This window comes from Marinobacter sp. AL4B, assembly GCF_019916045.1.
Taxonomy (GTDB): domain Bacteria; phylum Pseudomonadota; class Gammaproteobacteria; order Pseudomonadales; family Oleiphilaceae; genus Marinobacter.
In genome coordinates, this window is record NZ_JAILWZ010000011.1 from 879,631 (window position 1) to 897,037 (window position 17,407).

12 protein-coding genes are annotated in these 17,407 nt (G+C 54.3%); 7 read left to right on the forward strand and 5 right to left on the reverse strand.

Features of this window, described 5'->3' with window-relative positions:
• Positions 1–60 precede the first annotated feature (60 nt).
• From K5L82_RS08160 to K5L82_RS08170, 3 genes are all read left to right on the forward strand, one after another.
• A complete protein-coding gene (locus K5L82_RS08160) occupies positions 61–1,341 on the forward strand; it encodes an MgtC/SapB family protein (RefSeq protein WP_223133775.1) in 1,281 nt (426 codons plus the stop codon).
• Between the two features lie 145 nt (positions 1,342–1,486).
• Entirely contained in the window at positions 1,487–2,269 is a 783-nt protein-coding gene (gene djlA / locus K5L82_RS08165; protein ID WP_133006116.1) for a co-chaperone DjlA, read from the forward strand.
• Between the two features lie 133 nt (positions 2,270–2,402).
• Positions 2,403–3,824, forward strand: coding sequence for an amidase (locus tag K5L82_RS08170; protein WP_223133776.1), 1,422 nt, complete (start codon positions 2,403–2,405; stop codon positions 3,822–3,824).
• Here K5L82_RS08170 and K5L82_RS08175 read toward each other — a convergent pair.
• Positions 3,821–4,540, reverse strand: coding sequence for a pseudouridine synthase (locus tag K5L82_RS08175; protein ID WP_133006118.1), 720 nt, complete (start codon positions 4,538–4,540; stop codon positions 3,821–3,823). The two genes, K5L82_RS08170 and K5L82_RS08175, sit on opposite strands and share 4 nt — an antisense overlap.
• Before the next feature lie 109 nt (positions 4,541–4,649).
• Here K5L82_RS08175 and K5L82_RS08180 point away from each other — a divergent pair, with 109 nt between their 5' ends.
• Positions 4,650–6,275, forward strand: coding sequence for a methyl-accepting chemotaxis protein (locus K5L82_RS08180; protein ID WP_223133777.1), 1,626 nt, complete (start codon positions 4,650–4,652; stop codon positions 6,273–6,275).
• Between the two features lie 7 nt (positions 6,276–6,282).
• Here K5L82_RS08180 and K5L82_RS08185 read toward each other — a convergent pair whose 3' ends face one another.
• Positions 6,283–9,360 (reverse strand): efflux RND transporter permease subunit, encoded by a 3,078-nt coding sequence (locus K5L82_RS08185; RefSeq protein WP_223134025.1) that lies wholly within the window; start codon positions 9,358–9,360, stop codon positions 6,283–6,285.
• Positions 9,361–9,365: 5 nt separating this feature from the next.
• Positions 9,366–10,448, reverse strand: a complete 1,083-nt coding sequence (locus K5L82_RS08190) for an efflux RND transporter periplasmic adaptor subunit (protein WP_223133778.1) — start codon at positions 10,446–10,448, stop codon at positions 9,366–9,368.
• Between the two features lie 331 nt (positions 10,449–10,779).
• On the opposite strand from K5L82_RS08190, the gene ilvG reads away from it, so the two are divergent.
• The 3 genes from ilvG to ilvD all read left to right on the forward strand — a co-directional run bounded on the left by ilvG (position 10,780) and on the right by ilvD (position 14,574).
• Positions 10,780–12,480, forward strand: a complete 1,701-nt coding sequence (ilvG, locus tag K5L82_RS08195; RefSeq protein WP_223133779.1) for an acetolactate synthase 2 catalytic subunit — start codon at positions 10,780–10,782, stop codon at positions 12,478–12,480.
• Positions 12,477–12,755, forward strand: coding sequence for an ACT domain-containing protein (locus K5L82_RS08200; protein ID WP_133006122.1), 279 nt, complete (start codon positions 12,477–12,479; stop codon positions 12,753–12,755). Before ilvG ends, K5L82_RS08200 begins: the two co-directional genes overlap by 4 nt.
• Before the next feature lie 142 nt (positions 12,756–12,897).
• Positions 12,898–14,574 carry a dihydroxy-acid dehydratase gene (gene ilvD, locus K5L82_RS08205; protein ID WP_223133780.1) on the forward strand — a complete coding sequence of 559 codons (1,677 nt, stop codon included), beginning with the start codon at positions 12,898–12,900 and terminating at the stop codon, positions 14,572–14,574.
• A 49-nt stretch (positions 14,575–14,623) separates the two neighbouring features.
• On the opposite strand, the gene K5L82_RS08210 is transcribed toward ilvD, so the two are convergent.
• Positions 14,624–15,802, reverse strand: a complete 1,179-nt coding sequence (locus K5L82_RS08210) for a thiolase family protein (protein ID WP_133006124.1) — start codon at positions 15,800–15,802, stop codon at positions 14,624–14,626.
• Positions 15,803–16,252: 450 nt separating this feature from the next.
• A complete protein-coding gene (locus K5L82_RS08215; RefSeq protein ID WP_223133781.1) occupies positions 16,253–17,401 on the reverse strand; it encodes an acyl-CoA dehydrogenase family protein in 1,149 nt (382 codons plus the stop codon).
• Positions 17,402–17,407: the final 6 nt, after the last annotated feature.

A 17,407-nucleotide genomic window follows, 5' to 3' on the forward strand; every position in this document is an offset into this window, starting at 1 on the left:
CCGCATCGGGTAATTGCCTAAAATGGTATGCAACAACGTGTTTTCGAACGGAAAGCCTACATGGATGAATTAGCAAGCCAGTTTATTGCCTCAAACCAGACCGCCATTCACCTCGCGCTGGCATTGCTGCTTGGCGCAATCGTTGGCTTGGAAAGAGGCTGGGGTGCCCGAGATCAGAAAGCCGGTGAGCGTATTGCTGGCATTCGAACTTTTTCCCTGATTGGCTTTCTTGGTGGCCTATCAGCAGTACTGTCCTCCGAAATCAACGTTTGGGCATTCCCGGCCCTCCTATTTTGCGTCACGGCCATCGGGTTGGTTGCCTACCGAGAAAGATTGCGGCACGTTCAAAACTTCAGCATCACCGGCCTGATCGGCATGCTCCTGACCTTCTGCTTTGGGGCCATAGCCGTGGCCGTCGATCCGGTTATTGCCATTGCTGCCGCAGTCATCACCGCCCTCATCCTCGACAACAAACAAGAAATCCATAACTGGGTGAGAAAACTGCAAGCCCATGAGCTGGATGCCGCACTCAAGCTGCTGCTTATTTCCGTTGTCATGCTGCCACTGCTACCCAACGAACGATTAGGACCGGGAGGCGTACTGAACCCTCGGGAAATCTGGTGGATGGTGGTCATGATTGCCTCCATATCGTTTGTCGGCTATTTCGCAATGCGAGTTGCAGGCACCCGAAAAGGCATTTTGTTCACCAGTCTTTTTGCCGGGCTAAGCTCATCCACAGCGCTGACTTTGCACTTTGCCCGTCAATCCAAGCAAGCTCCGGAATTAAACCCCCAGTTTGCCGCCGGCATTCTCATTGCCTGCGGCACCATGTTCCCGCGGATTCTGATGTATTGCCTGATCATAAACCCCGCGCTATTACCGCAACTGACTTGGCCTGTGCTGCTTATGACGGCGCTTTTGTATGGACCGGCGTTCTACATCTGGCAAAAGCACACGACCGACGAATCCATCAGCCAACCGCGCCTGACCCAAAACCCGTTGAATCTCGCATCCGCGCTGGTCTTTGGCGTACTGCTGACCGCGATCTTACTGCTGGGTGAATTCCTCAAAGAAGCGTTCGGCGATGCCGGCATTTATGCGTTGGCTGCCACGTCGGGGGTGGCCGATGTCGACGCTATCACGCTCTCGCTTACCCGCATGTCTAACAATGGTCTGGGCATGGAAGCCGCAGTTTTAGGGATTGTTGTTGCCGCCTCAGTGAACAATCTGGTGAAGTCAGGCATTGCCTGGACCCTTGGCAATCGCAACATTGGTATGTTGGTGGCCGGCCCGATGATTCTCTCGCTAGCTGCTGGGTTTGTAACAGCGTGGCTGCAATAATGCTTCACGGCCTTCAACAGGACTATGCAAACCACATTGTTGACATTCAATGCCCCGTAGCTCACGCAAATGAAAGCCTGTTCATGAAGCCGAGCTAAAAAACCCGTATATTTCAGCTATTGATAATGACTTGAAGGAAACCCGAATGCTGTTCGCAATGATTTTTGGTGGCCTGATCGGTTACGCCTTTGGCCGCTTTCCAGGCTTTTTGGTTGGCGCTGCGATTGGCGCTTTCTTGTTTCAGCGTTTGAAAAGCAAGCTGGTCGGCGGCTTGCAGAACATTCAGCAGAATTTCATCGAATCGGCATTCTCAGTCATGGGTGCTCTATGCAAAGCCGATGGTGTTGTCAGCCGAGACGAAATTCAGATGGCTGAAACCATGTTTGTGCGTTTCCGCTTGAACGAAGAGCAAAAAGCCATCGCCAAAGCAGCGTTTAATCGCGGCAAACAATCGGATTTCGATCTGGATGCAACGCTTCAGCGCTTTCTTGCTGCTTCAGGGCGACAGCCGGCTCTGCTGCAAATGTTCCTTCAGATTCAAGTATCCGCAGTAGCCGCTGATGGCCAAGTGCATCCCGCCGAACATGAAATGCTGCTTCGTATTGCCAGAGGTTTAGGGTTGCCTGAAAGCCAAGTGGACCAACTCGAAGCTATGTTACGCGGCGCTCACGCTGGCCAATCGGGCAGCAGCTCGAACTATTCTACTGGCCAGCAACTGGATGATGCGTACAAAGTTCTCGGCGTTTCGCCAAGCTCCTCGGACACAGAAATCAAACGAACTTACCGTAAGTTGATGAGCGAGAACCATCCGGACAAACTGGCAGGTAAGGGCTTACCCGAAAGCATGCGCGAGATGGCAGAGGAGCGCACCCGGGAAATCAGCCACGCCTACGACGTCATTAAAGAAGCCCGAAAAACAGCGTCTTGAGCCCAAAATGCCGCACGCTCCACAAAATTCGGCAACCGCGTTTTTTGTCGTGACGACATACCCAAAATGATATGTCGTCACGTTTCTAGCTGGGTTATGGTCAAGGTTCGTCAAACACCTTTTGGAGTTCTGAATGGACCACAAGCAACCAACCCACTTTCACTGTTTTCAAGATGACGCTCTCGGCATCTCTGACGCAACTGAACTTGCGGACAGAATTCGCCGAGGCGAAGTATCTGCACTCGAAGTAACGAAAGCGGCAATTGCTCGGTCCAAGCAGGCACAGATAGCGCTCAACGGCGTCGCCACCGAAAGCTACGAGTGGGCGCTCAAACACGCTCAAACGGTGGATCCCACGAAATCACCGTTTGCGGGTGTGCCGACCTTTATCAAAGACAACCTAGACGTAAAAGACCTACCCAGTGGCCACGGGTCTGAAGCCGTTCCGCTCAGGCCTGCCGAGGCCACCAGCCCCTTTGCCGAACAGATGTTGGCACAAGGCTACGTGTGCCTTGGAAAAAGTACGCTGCCGGAATTTGGCTTCAATGCCTCTACCGAGTTTCCAAATGGCGAAGCCACCCGAAATCCCTGGAACCTGAATTACTCCTGTGGCGCATCCTCCGGTGGTTCCGCCGCCATGGTCGCGGCAGGCGTGGTCCCCATCGCTCATGCGAACGACGGTGGCGGCTCCATTCGCATTCCAGCAGCATGCTGTGGCCTCATTGGTCTGAAACCCACCCGAGGCCGTGTGGTGCTGAACGATTCGGCGAAGAGTGTGCCCGTAGACATCGTTAGCGACGGTGTCGTTACCCGCTCTGTACGAGACACCGCCGGTTTTTTATCTCATGCCGAGCAGTACTTCTACAACCAAAAGCTGCCCAAAGTCGGGCTCGTGCAGGGCCCCGGCAACAAACGCTTGCGAATTGGCTTGGTGTTAGATTCCATCAACGGCCACCCTACGGATGACGAAACACGCCAAACCGTTGAGAAAACCGCGAAATTATTGGAACGAGCGGGGCACACCGTAGAGCTGATGTCAGTACCGGTAGCAGACACATTCCCGAATGACTTTGCCTTGTACTGGGGCATGCTGGCTTTGGGCATGAGGCTCAAAGGGCGCCAGATCCTGCACCCTGATTTTGACAAGCGAAAAGTCACCAGTTTAACCAAGGGCCTGGACCGCCGTACCCGCAAACAGCTGTGGCGACTGCCCGGCGCCATTTGGCGTTTGAAACGGTCTTGGCATAACTATGCTCGCGAGATGGCCAATTACGATGCGGTTTTAACACCTGTGCTCGGCCACACAACACCGAAGCTTGGCCATTTAAGCCCCACCGTACGCTTTGACACACTGTTTGAGCGTTTGAACGCCTACTCAAATTTCACGCCTTTGGCGAATGCCACTGGCGCCCCGGCGATTTCCGTGCCTATCGGCCTGACCGACAACAACTTACCCATATCGGTACAATTCATGGCCAAACACGGCGGCGAGCGCACGTTGCTTGAACTGGCCTATACGTTAGAAGCCGAGCACGGTTTCCCCACCCTCGGCTAAACCGCAGAAAATAGGCTCAATACGTCCTGAAAGCTCTTCTCCAGTGGAGCATTCAGGACAACCTCGTCATCCGTTACCGGGTGCTGAAATCGTAGCTCCGTTGCCGCCAACAACAACCTGCCGTGGCCAAACCGTTCGGCAAAGTAACGATTATGCCGTCCCCTGCCATGATTGGCATCACCAATGATCGGGTGATTGATATGTTTCATATGCCGACGCAGCTGATGCTTTCTCCCGGTTTTCGGGTATAGCTCCACTAAACTGTAGCGGCTGGTAGGGTATCGCTCGATTTCGACAGGCAACTCGGTGGTTGCCAACCTTCGGTAACGAGTACACGCCTCCCGTAGCGGTTGCTCCTGCCCTTTCAGTCGCCGATCTTCCGGCTCATCCCTCAAAGCGTGATCAATCACGCCCGATTCCGGCGTCCAGCCACGCACCACCGCCTGATACGTTTTAGCCACCGCCCCCGCCATCATCGCCTGCCCCATTATTCGCGCCGTTTCTGAATCACGCGCGAACAACAGCAAGCCAGACGTGGGCCGATCCAACCGATGAATCGGATACACATGCTGACCGCCGTTTAATTCTCGCGCGTACTGCAATGCGAATTCCGTTTCATGTTTGTCAATGGGACTACGGTGAACCAACAACCCGGAAGGTTTATGGACCGCCAGTAGCCATTGGTCACAATAAATTTCAAAAAGAGGGTTAAGCATTTTCGTCAGTGGCCGATAATAGGAAGCTAACGACGACAGAAGCCTTCTGTTCGTTACAGTATTTCCCAATCATACCGCTCTAACCCTACTCGAAACAGGATTGTCTCCAATGCAGTGGTACACCAAAAGTATCCTGAACCGAATTCTCACGGTTGTTTCTCTTGCCAATATTCTGATTGCCACAATGGCAGCCGTGTATTTCAACAGCTCTCTGAAAGTACAAGATCAATACGATCACTTGGTCAGCATCGAAATGGTCCAAGCGATACAGGCGCAAGATATCTTGAGTAATTTCAAAACTCAGGTACAGGAATGGAAGAACGTCTTGATTCGCGGAGCGGACTCCGGCCAACGAGAAAAATATTGGAACAGATTTCAGAATGCTGAAGCGAAGATACAGCAGCAACTGGATCAACTGATTCCAGAGCTAACAGATGCAGAAGCGAAAGCACTGATGCAGCGATTTCGAACCGCCCACAAAGCGATGGGACGCGCGTATCGTCAAGGTTTTACCGATTTCAACGCTTCAAACTTTGATCACACCCTTGGCGATAATGCCGTTGCAGGCATCGACAGAGAGCCCAGCAAATTGATTGAAGATGCGTCCGAACATATTCGCGAACATGCGGTTACCCGCTCCATTGAGTTACGCCAAGATTCCACTACAGACACTTGGTTTATGGGCAGTTTGCTACTCGGCGCAATCCTTCTGGGCACACTCGCGTGCATGGTGGCCTTGGTTCGTTCTGTGGTACGCCCGACCCAAGAGCTCATCGGAAAACTGGACAAGATTGGTGCAGGCGATCTATCAGATCCTGTCACATTGAAGCGCCGCGACGAGCTTGGCCGGCTGGCTGATACCGCCCGCACCCTTCACCGTTTCCTGGCCGACACCGGCGAGTTGATGCAGCAGAACGCGGCTCAGCTTGCGGATACCGGCACCATGATCCGTACCAACGCAGATGCGGTTTCGAGTCAATCTGATCAGGCGCATCAGCGTATCGATCAAATCGCCACCGCCATGAACGAAATGTCTGCCACAGCCCAGGATGTTGCGCAGCACGCAGCTTCTGTGGCCTCTCAGGTTGATGAAACCACCAACCAAACTCGGCACGCAGACGATCAGATCAACCTTGCGGTCAGCAGCATGAACCGTCTAACCGGCCAAATTCAAAGCTCGAGTGAAACGGTAGCCGAACTGGCCGAAAGTGGTCAGCGTGTTGGTGATGTGATGCAGGTCATCCGAGAAATCGCCGACCAAACCAACCTTCTGGCGTTAAACGCCGCCATTGAGGCCGCGCGCGCGGGCGAAGCTGGTCGCGGGTTTGCGGTTGTTGCAGATGAAGTACGTAACCTGGCGGCAAAAACGCAAGCTTCAACGGTCGAAATCGACAGCATCATCGCCAATATTCAATCGGGCTCCAAGGATGCCACCGAATATATGCACGCCTCCGGCATTGTTGCCAAAGAAAGCAGCGACTCTGTTGACGCCGTCAGGCAGACACTGGCAATCATCAACCAGCGCATGCTCAGCGTAAACGACGCGACCACTCAAGTTGCAACTGCCGCCGAAGAGCAAACCAGCGTCAGTGAGGATATCAACCGCAACGTAACAGAAGTAGCCGAGATCTCCGAAAGTATGTCAAAAGCCGCAGAGGCCAACTTACGTGCGGTTCCGGAACTAGAAGCCATGGCTGGCAAAGCCCAGGCCATTGCCCAACGCCTACAAAACTAAGCGGGCTTCATCCAGAGCGATCGATCAGCGCACGGAAGCGCTGACCGGCCTTTTCACCCAACACCAGCAACGCGGGAGTCAGCAGCAAAGTAAGTAGAGTGGCGAAAGCCAGACCGCCTGCGATAGCACTCGACAACTGGGTCCACCACTGTGTGGACGGTGCCCCCAGGCCTAGTGACGGCTCCAGCAAGTTCACGTTGACGCCCAACACCATGGGCATCAGCCCGAGAATCGTGGTAGTGGCGGTTAACAACACCGGGCGGAAACGCAGGCAACCGGTTTCGAGTGCGGCGTCAAACGCTGTCATACCCTCTTGTTTCATCTGGTTGTAGGTATCAATCAGAATGATGTTGTTGTTTACCACGATACCCGCCAACGCAATAATGCCCATGCCGACCATAACGATACCGAACGACTGGCCGTTCAGGAGTAAACCAAGCAAGACACCGGCGGTTGATAGCACAATGGCGGAAAGGATCAGCAAGGTCTGGTACATGGAATTGAACTGGGTAAGCAGGATAAGCACCATCATGCAGATTGCCACCAGAAAAGCAGTCAACAGGAAGGTCGAGGCTTGCTGTTGATCCTCATTTTCACCGCCAAATCGCAGCGTGACACCTTCCGGTGGTTCCGGCATTTCGTCTTGCAAGGTTCTCAGTAGCTCGTCCATGCGCCGGCCCGGTGCCACGTCCGATTTGACCGTGATGGTTCGCTGACCATCTACTCGGACAATGCTTCCCGTTTTATCACCAGGTTCCAAAGTCACGAACTGCGACAACGGCACCTGCCCCCGAGGCGTATTGATCGTCTGCCGCTGCAGGTGTTCAAGTTCACGCCAGTTATTCGGTACCCGCACAGCAATATCCACTTCATCCCGAACGTCCTCTGGCCGGTATGTGGCCAAGACCATACCGTTCGTCACCAAACGCACGGCGCTGCCGATGCTCAGTACATCGGTACCGAAACGCGCGGCGGCCTCACGGTCCACCTGTAGGCGCCATTCAATGCCCGGCAAGCTGCGATCGTCTTCAATATCGACAAAACCGCCTATACTCTGCATGGCCTGCTCAATTTCATCAACGTAGTCATCAAGCTGCTCGGAATCCAAACTGCTGACTAATAGCTCAATCGGTTTGCCATCTGCAGGGCCACCTTCCTGTTTCCGAAACTCCAGTGCAATGCCGGGAATACCCGAGGTGCGCTCGCGGAAGTCTTCCAATATTTCTGTTGCCGGTCGGCGCATATACCAGTCGGTGAACTGGAACTGCAAAACACCAATAACATCCGGAGCCATATTGGTGCCGGTGGACAACATGGAACGGGCATACAGGGCTTTCACTTCTGGCATATCCTGAAGATGGCTTTCCACCTCACGGACAATAGCATCGCGTTCCCAGATCGAAAGATCACCGCGAGCACGTACCTGAACCTGTGCCGAATCAGGCTCTACACTTGGGAAAAACTCAACGCCGTAGTTGAAGCGCCCATATGCCGCATAAATCAAAATAATGACCATCAAGGCTCCAAGGAGAGTCAGGCCGGGGCGCTGAAGAATGTTGCCCAAGGTGTTTCGGTAGGCTTTCATAATCCTACCCTCAACCGCATCCTCATGAACCCGCCGACCACCACTGACGCCGCCCATAACCGGCAGGAACACAAGCGCCATCGCCAGTGAAGCCACCAAGCAGATCAGCACAGTCATCGGTAGGAACTTCATAAACTCGCCCACCACACCAGGCCAAAACAGCAGGGGCACAAACACCGCCAACGTGGTTGCGGTTGATGCGATCACGGGCCACGCCATTCGGGAAGCGGCTTCAACCCATGCGACCTTTACCGGCTGGCCATCGGTCAGGTTACGATCCGCCAGTTCCGACACCACAATGGCACCGTCCACCAACATTCCAGCCACCAGAATCAAACTGAACAACACCACGATGTTGAGCGTGAGCCCCATGCCCCAGATCACCAGAATACCAGTCAAAAACGCCCCGGGTATGGTGAGCCCCACCAACAGAGCCGAGCGCGCTCCCATGGCAGCAATAACGACAATGAGCACCAAAACAATCGCGGTCACCACGTTGTTAAGCAAGTCAGAAAGCATGTCCTGAACCTCGTCTGACTGGTCCATGATGTAGCGAATCTCCAGCGCTTCCGGCAGCTGAGGTTTCACTTGTTCAACCAACGAACGGACCTTATCGATGGTGGCAATAATGTTTGCCCCCGATCGCTTAGACACTTCCAGCACCAATGCCGGTTCGTTGTTGATGCGCGCAAACCCGGTTGGATCTTTGAATGTCCGCTGCAGCATAGCGACATCACCGAAGGTAACGACCGTGTCGCCATCCACCTTGATCGGCATCGACATAACGTCTTCAACTGACTCAATAACACCTGGCACCTTCAACGACATTCGGCCATTTCCAGTGTCCAGTGAACCCGCGGCCACCAGCCGGTTGTTTCGGCTCACCATGGAAGCGAGTTCATTGAAATCAATGCCGTAGCTTTCCAACACCTGCGGATCCACAACGATCTCCAAAAGATCTTCCCGATCCCCCCCTATGTCGACTTCCAATACTTCGGGCACGGCCTCTATGGCATCCTGAAAACGTCGGGCTATCGTGATCAATTCACGTTCTGACAAGGGGCCAGAAAGACCGATGGAAAGTACCGGAAACAGAGAAACATTGATTTCGTGAACGCGAGGCTCATCGGCTTCTTGAGGCAGCTTGCTGCGTGCGGTATCGACCTTTTCCCGCACATCCTGCAAAGCTTTGTCGGCATCAAAACCGGCATCAAATTCCAGCATGACCGACGCATGGCCTTCAGAAGCGTTGCCCCGCATCTCCTTGATACCTTCAAGGGAGCGCAATTCTTGCTCCATGGGGCGAACAAGCAATCGCTCGGCATCTTCCGGACTGATCCCGTCCAGCGTCATAGCAACGTAAATCATAGGAATCGCAATATCAGGGCTCGATTCCTTAGGAATCACCTGATAGGCGACCATCCCGCCAATCAAGAGAAACAAAAAAGCCAGCAACGTAGTGCGGCTTCGGTCCATGGCTGCGGTGATAAGGGCTCTCACAATCATCAGCCCCGCTTGTCGGAACGATCAGTCGGGCGCACAACCTCGCCTGCCACAACGAATCCGGCACCGCGAGTAATCAGATATATTTCCTCAGGCAATCCGCTTACCCATGCACCATTGGTGGAAATGTTAAGCAACTTAACCGTGTCGAACACCACCTTGTTGTTGGAATCGACATATTTCACGCCGGGACGGCCGTCATCATTGAGGCTCAGATAAGCGGGCGAGATAAACATCGCCTTCTGCTCAGGCAAGCGAACATTGAGCGTTGCGGTGCCGCCCGCGGCACGCTTGTGCTCTGGATTTTCGACCACCACTTCCACTGCAAAGCTACGGGTGGCAGTATCCGCAGCACTTGCGACAAAGCTAACCACTCCCGCTAAGCGGGCGTCGTCCAGCAAAATAACTTCAACGGCTTGACCGGCCTGTACGTCTTTCACGGTTTGCTGCGGCACCCGGCCCGTGGCTTTCAAGCGATCAACCTGAACCAGTTCCAGTAACGGAGTGCCCACTTTTACCAGCGTTCCGGGGTCTACTTCCCGACGGTTCACCACGCCATCAAATGGAGCTTTGGGCATTAGGTGCTGCAGTGTAAGCTGAGCCGCCGTCATTTCAGCCTTGGCGGCCGCAAGCTCGCTTTCAAGGCTCAAAATCTCTTTCTCTGCCACCAGGTTTCGGGTTTTAAGCTTACGGGCTGCGGACAAATCCGCTTCCAGTTTGCGAATGCGGGCTCGCCAACTGGCAACCACCGAGTCACGACCGTCAGTGGACAGCGTCAACAGCGTTTCGCCCGCTTTGACTTGTTGCCCCAGGCTTACTTGTAATTGCTCAACGGTTCCTGCCGTACGTGCGCTCACCATCACTTTCTGCCATGGCTCAACTTGCCCCTGCAGTTTTATCGAAGGCTGGTATAGCTCCGCTTTCAGCCGTTCAACTTCCACCTGAGTGGGTGTTTTTTCTGATTGTTCAGGCTCTTGCGGTGCGTCATCGCTGGCTACTTTCACCTCTCCGGTAGCCATCCAGACGATCAAAACCACCATCACAAGTATCGATAGCCCCAGAGAACCCCACTTTGCTTTCGTCATATTCCACTCGTCGTTTTAGTTGTTCTTGGTTGCTGCAAAAGTTGACCCTGTACCAATAATTCCCAACAAAGGGTTGCAACCGGTTTTAAACGTGCGGTAGATTCTACACATATTGTTTAACTCTATTCAGAGCAGACTGTCGATTTTATGAATTTCACTGCTGTAATCGTCCTAGTAAAGCTAATCCTGGTGGTCGTGGTACCGTCCGGGGGCTTTTGCGTGGACAAGCAGGTGAAGTAGCGACAACCTGATACAGACACCAGAAACCCCCGGCACCGAAAGGTCCCGGGGGTTTCTTTTTATGCGGCAAAAGAAAAGGGAAAAAACGACCATGAACGGCGCACAGCACATTCTTGACGCGTTTCACCGTCACAGCATCGACACTGTATTCGGCTATCCGGGCGGCTGCATTATGCCGCTCTACGATGCACTGGTAGACGATGTCGGCGTGGAACACGTGCTGTGCCGCCATGAGCAGGCCTGTGCCTTGGCCGCCGACGGGTTCGCCCGTGCCAGCGGTAACCTCGGCGTTTGCATCGCGACCTCGGGCCCCGGCGCCACCAACCTGATTACCGGCGTTGCCAATGCTTATATGGATTCCATTCCCATGCTGGTTATCACCGGCCAGGTACCCTCCCCCTTGATCGGCACCGATGCATTTCAGGAAACCGACATACTCGGTATGACCCTGGGCATTGTTAAGCACAGCTATCTGATCGACGATGCGGAAGCTTTGCCCGCCATTATGGAAGAGGCCATCACTCTGGCTCAAAACGGTCGCCCCGGGCCGGTGTGGATTGATATTCCGAAAAACATTCTGCTCACCGACGTTACGGCCGCTGCGACAATGAAAGCGGATAGATCGAAAAGCCGATGCCCCGATATTTCCGAGGCGCTCGCGATGCTGCGGTCCGCCAAGCGCCCCTTGCTCTACAGCGGCGGAGGAGTTTCCCTGGCTCAGGCGGAAGATAATTTCCGTCAATTCTCTCAAGCCTCTGGCATGCCTTCGGTCGTTACTCTGAAAGGCATTGGTAATGCAGGTAAAGACAACGCACACAACTTGGGCATGCTGGGGATGCACGGCTCCCGGGCGGCTAATAAAGCGGTTGATGAGTGCGATCTGCTGTTCGTAATCGGGGCCCGTTTGGATGACCGCGCTACCGGTAAACTGGACGGCTTCGCTCCGAATGCGCGAATGATTCATATCGACGCGGATGCGGCTGAGATCAACAAACTTCGCCCTGCAGATTTGGCGTTGCGAGGCGATCTGAATGACATTCTTGCGGCTTTCACTGACGAATTGAACGCGAAACCATTAACGATCAGCAACTGGCAAAAACAATGTAAAACCTGGCACACCACCGGCGGTTTTCAAGCCGCGGATAATGAAGAATCGTTAGCGCCCATTGCCGGTCCGGCTTTTATTCGTCAACTGTCGAAAATCGCTCCTGATAACGCGGTTATCGCCTGTGACGTTGGCCAGCACCAAATGTGGGTAGCCCAACATTACGAGTTCGACCACCCCCGCCACCATCTGACCAGCGGCGGTTTGGGCACCATGGGCTTTGGCCTGCCTGCCGCTATCGGAGCGCAATTTTCGGACCGCAACAGCACCGTCATTAATGTTGCCGGCGATGGATCGTTCATGATGAACGCACAGGAGTTGGCCACCATTCGCCGTTATAACTTGCCGCTGAAGTTGATCATTATGGATAACCAGTGTCTGGGCATGGTTCGCCAGCAGCAGGAGCTGTTCTATAACAACCGGGAGAGTCACATTAATCTGGATGACAATCCGGATTTCGTGGCGATGGCCCGGGCTTTTGATATTCCGGCTCTTCACATTGAGCGCACGGATCAGATTCGCCGCGGCATTGAAGCCATTTTGGCTTACGACGGGCCCATGTTACTGCACGTCGCCATTAGCCGTGAGGAGAACGTTTGGCCGATTGTGAAACCCGGTGGCAGCAATAAAGAGATGATTGATGAAACCCGGCGCACCAGCGCATCTACTAAGGAGCAGGTAGCATGAATCCGCAAGCAGAGTGTTCTACACCCAGCTATAACTTGAATTGCCGTATGCAGTCGGAGGCGGCGGCGCTTGAGCGGCTGTGTCAGGTGGTTCGGGTGCGTGGGTTTCGGATTTCTGAGATGTCGATGAGTTCAGGCAATGAGCATTTGGAGATTGCTTTAACGCTGGAGGGGGCACGGCCGATTGCTATGCTTCAGGCTCAGTTGGAAAAGTTGCATACGGTGGCGGAGGTTGTGGTTCGGCCTCGTAGCGCTGTTCGGTCGGCTTTGGGTTGAGTTTGGGTGTTTTCGGCTTCTAGCCTGTTGGTTTTGGGGGCGGGTTTGCGGGGATAGGCCGTGGTGGACGGTTGCACTTGGTTGCTATGTGATGTTCTCTGGGGCTACGCTTTTCAATCAATAACTTATAAAGGATGGTTTCATGGCTACGGATAAACGTCGTCGCTATTCTGCACCGGTGGTGGATGGCATCAATAAGTCTGCCAGCCGGGCGATGTTGCGGGCAGTTGGTTTCGAGGATGCGGATTTCCGGAAGCCTCAAGTCGGGATTGCTTCCACCTGGAGCAATTTGACGCCTTGTAATATGCACATTGACGGGTTGGCCCGTGAGGCCGCCAAGGGTGCGGATCAGGCTGGTGGTAAGAGCCTGATTTTTAACACCATCACGGTGTCAGACGGGATTGCCAACGGGACGGAGGGTATGAAGTATTCTCTGGTTTCCCGGGAGGTCATTGCGGATTCCATTGAGACGGTGGCCGGCTGTGAGGGCTTTGACGGGCTGGTAGCTATTGGCGGGTGCGATAAGAACATGCCCGGCTGTTTGATGGGGCTGGCGCGGTTGAATCGACCGTCGGTGTTTGTCTATGGCGGGACGATTCAGCCGGGTGAGAATCACACCGATATTATTTCTGTGTTTGAAGCGGTGGGTGCGCACGCTCAGGGCAAAATGGATTTGATCGAGGTGAAGCAGATCGAGGAAACAGCAATTCCAGGGGCCGGTTCCTGCGGTGGTATGTATACCGCGAATACCATGGCGTCGGCGATTGAGGCGATGGGGATGAGTTTGCCGGGCAGTTCGGCCCAGAACGCGGTGTCCAACAACAAGCTGGCTGATTGTGAAGCGGCGGGGGCTGCGGTGCTTAAGCTGCTGGATGCGGACATCAAACCGTCTGACATTATGACGCACGAAGCCTTTGAGAATGCTATCACCGTGGTTATTACTTTGGGCGGCTCCACCAATGCGGTGCTGCACTTGCTGGGTATGGCGAGCACCGTCGGCGTTGAGTTATCGTTGGACGACTTTGTCCGAATTGGCAAAACCGTTCCTGTGCTTGCCGATCTGCGCCCGTCCGGGCATTACATGATGTCTGAGTTGGTGGCGATTGGCGGTATTCAGCCACTTATGAAGATGCTGCTGGATCGCGGCATGCTGCACGGCGATTGTATGACGGTGACGGGAGAAACACTGGCTGAGAACCTGGCAGGCGTCACACCTTACCCCGAAGATCAGCAGATTATCCGGGCCTTCGAGAACCCGGTGAAAGCCGACAGCCATCTGCGCATTTTGTATGGCAACCTGGCACCGGAAGGCTCGGTGGCGAAAATTACCGGTAAGGAAGGCACGCACTTCTCAGGTCGGGCGCGGGTGTTTCATTCCGAGGAAGAAGCTCAAGAGCGCATTCTGGATGGTAGCGTGGTGGCCGGGGATGTGTTGGTGATTCGTTACGAAGGCCCCAAAGGCGGCCCGGGAATGCGTGAAATGCTGAGTCCCACTTCGGCCATTATGGGCCGCGGTTTGGGCAGTGATGTGGCGTTGATTACCGATGGTCGCTTTTCAGGGGGCAGCCACGGTTTCGTGGTCGGGCACATCACCCCGGAAGCTGCGGTCGGTGGTCCAATCGCTTTGGTTGAGGAAGGCGACACCATCACCATTGATGCGGTGAACAACTCCATCGTTCTGGATATTTCTAAAGAAGAAATGGAGAAACGGCGCAAGGCCTGGAAGTCGCCGGAACCCAGAGTGACTCGCGGCGTGTTGGCGAAATACGCCCGGACAGTGAGTTCAGCGTCTACCGGCGCAGTCACTGACCTGCCGTAACCCTGCGTTACCAAATGGCCGGACGTGTCCCGCGTCCGGCCACACTCCTTTAAATCAGCTCAACAGCCACTGCGGTTCCTTCACCACCACCAATACACAGTGATGCCACACCACGCTTGAGGCCACGCTGTTTGAGCGCGTTAATCAAGGTAATCAGAATACGGGAGCCGGATGAACCAATCGGATGCCCCAGTGCACAGGCGCCGCCGTGAACGTTGACCTTGTCGGCTGGGAGGTTCAGTTCATTGATCGCCGCCAGCGTCACCACGGCAAAGGCTTCGTTGATTTCAAACAGATCAACATCGCCTACGGTCCAACCGGCTTTATCCAACACTTTTTCTATGGAACCAATCGGCGCCAAGCTAAACTCCGCGGGCAACCGAGCGTGGGTTGCGTGGGCAACAATCCGGGCTTGTGGTGTTAGACCTCGGGCCTCCGCTTCAGCCGATGAAGCCAGCACTAATGCAGATGCACCATCACTGATAGAGCTAGAGTTAGCTGCCGTTACCGAACCGTCTTTAGCGAAAGCCGGCTTCAGGTTGGGAATCTTCTCGGGCTTGGCATTACCTGGCTGTTCATCAGTATCAACTTCAGTCTCACCGCCGCGGCCCGAGACGGTAACCGGCGTAATCTCATCGCGGAACCAGCCATTCTCAATTGCGGCCAACGCCTTCTGCAGCGACCCGATCGCAAACTCGTCCATGTTTTGGCGAGTGATGTTGAGCTTATCCGCCGTGCGCTGGGCAAACACCCCCATCAAACCACCTTCGTAGGCATCTTCAAGTCCATCCAGGAACATGCTGTCCATCACCTGACCATGCCCCATGCGCATACCGGCACGGGCTTTGGGCAACAGGTATGGTGCCTGGGTCATGTTTTCCATGCCGCCAGCAATCATGATGTTGTTGGTACCCGCTTTGATTTGATCGTGGGCCATGATGACGGCCTGCATGCCAGAACCGCACATTTTGTTGATGGTGGTGCAACCAGAGCTGTCGGGGATTCCAGAAGCACGAGAAGCCTGACGTGCAGGCGCCTGCCCCAACCCACCGGGGAGCACGCAGCCCATGATCACTTCCTGAATATCGGCCGGCTGCAATCCAGACCGTTCAATGGCCGCCTTGATGGAGATAGCGCCGAGTTCCGGGGAACGTACGGAGCTCAAAGAGCCCATCATGCCGCCCATCGGAGTTCGGGCGGAACCTGCTATTACGACATCGTTGTTCATGGGTATTGTTCTCCTTATGTAATGGACAAAGTTCGGCTAACAGAATCTGGTTACTATTCTTACTGGCTTATACAGCGGTTTTTGCCTGGGCACCTAGCCTGTGAGGTGTGCGGGCGGGTACGCGGGGTATGGGGAGTTTTTCTTCTGGGAAAAATAACTCGCTTCGCTCAGACATCTTTTTCCCTGCCAGAAAATCACCCCACACCCCCCTACCGACGGGCAGCACTGGAATGCCCTAAACACTTGAACAAAAAGTCAGCAAGACATTGGATTTCATTAATCCGAGAATACCCGCCAGTGTCCGTCGGCGCGGGGTGGTCTTTTCATTTTTTGCCAGAAAATGATGTCTGAGCGAAGCGAGTTCTTTTTCAAAAAAAATGAAAAGACCACCCCGCAAGCCCGCCCCAAGAACGAATGTCTAGGAGCCCAAGTCCGACAAACAAAAAAGCATCAGCGCCCCAACACCGAACGGGCAATGATCTCTTTCATTACCTCAGATGTGCCGCCATAAATACGCTGCACCCTAGCATCAATGAAGTTTCGCGAAATCGGGTATTCAGTGGTGTAACCATAACCGCCAAACAGTTGCAAACAGCCGTCTGCCACACGGCACTGCATCTCCGTAGCGCTGTACTTGGCCATGGATGCAGTAGGCGCATCGAGCTCGCCGCCTTCATATTGGCGAATGCATTGATCCACAAACGCCTTGTTGATGTGGTAGTCGGTTTCCATCCGGGCAATTTCAAACCGGGTATTTTGAAGCTGACTGAGTTTCTGGCCGAACAGCTCCCGCTCCTGAGTGTATTGGATCGTCATATCCAACGAACCTCGGGCTGCGGCAACGCCTAGAGCGCCGATCACCAAGCGCTCACGGGGCAGCTCACGCATCAGGTAGATAAAACCCTGCCCTTCCTCGCCCAGCAACGCCGAGGCAGGAAGGCGTATATCCGAGAAGAATAGTTCGGAAGTATCTCCCGAATGCTGGCCGATCTTGTCAATATTCTGGCCACAGCTGAACCCCGGCAAAGCTGTATCGACCAGAAACAGGCTAATGCCCTTGGCACCGGCATTGGGATCGGTTTTAGCAGCGACGATCACCATGTCAGCATGCTGACCGTTGGTGATGAACGTTTTGGAGCCGTTGAGAATGTAGTCATCGCCATCTTTAACAGCACTGGCGCGCATGGCTTGCAAGTCGCTGCCCGCGCCTGGTTCGGTCATGGCGATGGCACCTACGGCTTCGCCGGACACCATCTTGGGTAGCCACTGCTGTTTCTGCTCGTCGTTGCCAATATGGCTGAGGTAGGGTGCCACAATGTCAGAGTGCACCATGACGTTCGTGGAGAGCGCACCAAACCCCATGCGAGCCAGCTCTTCGCCCACGACCACAGAATATTGAAAGGGTGCGCCGCAACCGCCGAATTCCTCCGGCACATCGACACACAACATGCCGGCTTGACCCAAGGTGTTCCACAACTCCCTCGGCACAATACCGCTCTTTTCCCAGGCTTCGTAATACGGCGCGACTTCGGTTTCCAGAGCCTTGATAACCGAGTCCCGGAACAGGATCAGCTCTTCTTGATCAACAGGGTTCGTCATACTTAT

Excerpts from the sequence above, each read along its gene's own strand:
- K5L82_RS08215 (WP_223133781.1), bottom strand. The coding sequence starts at position 17,401 with ATGACGAACCCTGTTGATCAAGAAGAGCTGATCCTGTTCCGGGACTCG.
- ilvG (WP_223133779.1), top strand. The coding sequence starts at position 10,780 with ATGAACGGCGCACAGCACATTCTTGACGCGTTTCACCGTCACAGCATC.
- K5L82_RS08180 (WP_223133777.1), top strand. The coding sequence starts at position 4,650 with ATGCAGTGGTACACCAAAAGTATCCTGAACCGAATTCTCACGGTTGTT.
- K5L82_RS08175 (WP_133006118.1), bottom strand. The coding sequence starts at position 4,540 with ATGCTTAACCCTCTTTTTGAAATTTATTGTGACCAATGGCTACTGGCG.
- K5L82_RS08210 (WP_133006124.1), bottom strand. The coding sequence starts at position 15,802 with ATGAACAACGATGTCGTAATAGCAGGTTCCGCCCGAACTCCGATGGGC.
- ilvD (WP_223133780.1), top strand. The coding sequence starts at position 12,898 with ATGGCTACGGATAAACGTCGTCGCTATTCTGCACCGGTGGTGGATGGC.
- K5L82_RS08170 (WP_223133776.1), top strand. The coding sequence starts at position 2,403 with ATGGACCACAAGCAACCAACCCACTTTCACTGTTTTCAAGATGACGCT.
- djlA (WP_133006116.1), top strand. The coding sequence starts at position 1,487 with ATGCTGTTCGCAATGATTTTTGGTGGCCTGATCGGTTACGCCTTTGGC.
- K5L82_RS08200 (WP_133006122.1), top strand. The coding sequence starts at position 12,477 with ATGAATCCGCAAGCAGAGTGTTCTACACCCAGCTATAACTTGAATTGC.
- K5L82_RS08190 (WP_223133778.1), bottom strand. The coding sequence starts at position 10,448 with ATGACGAAAGCAAAGTGGGGTTCTCTGGGGCTATCGATACTTGTGATG.
- K5L82_RS08160 (WP_223133775.1), top strand. The coding sequence starts at position 61 with ATGGATGAATTAGCAAGCCAGTTTATTGCCTCAAACCAGACCGCCATT.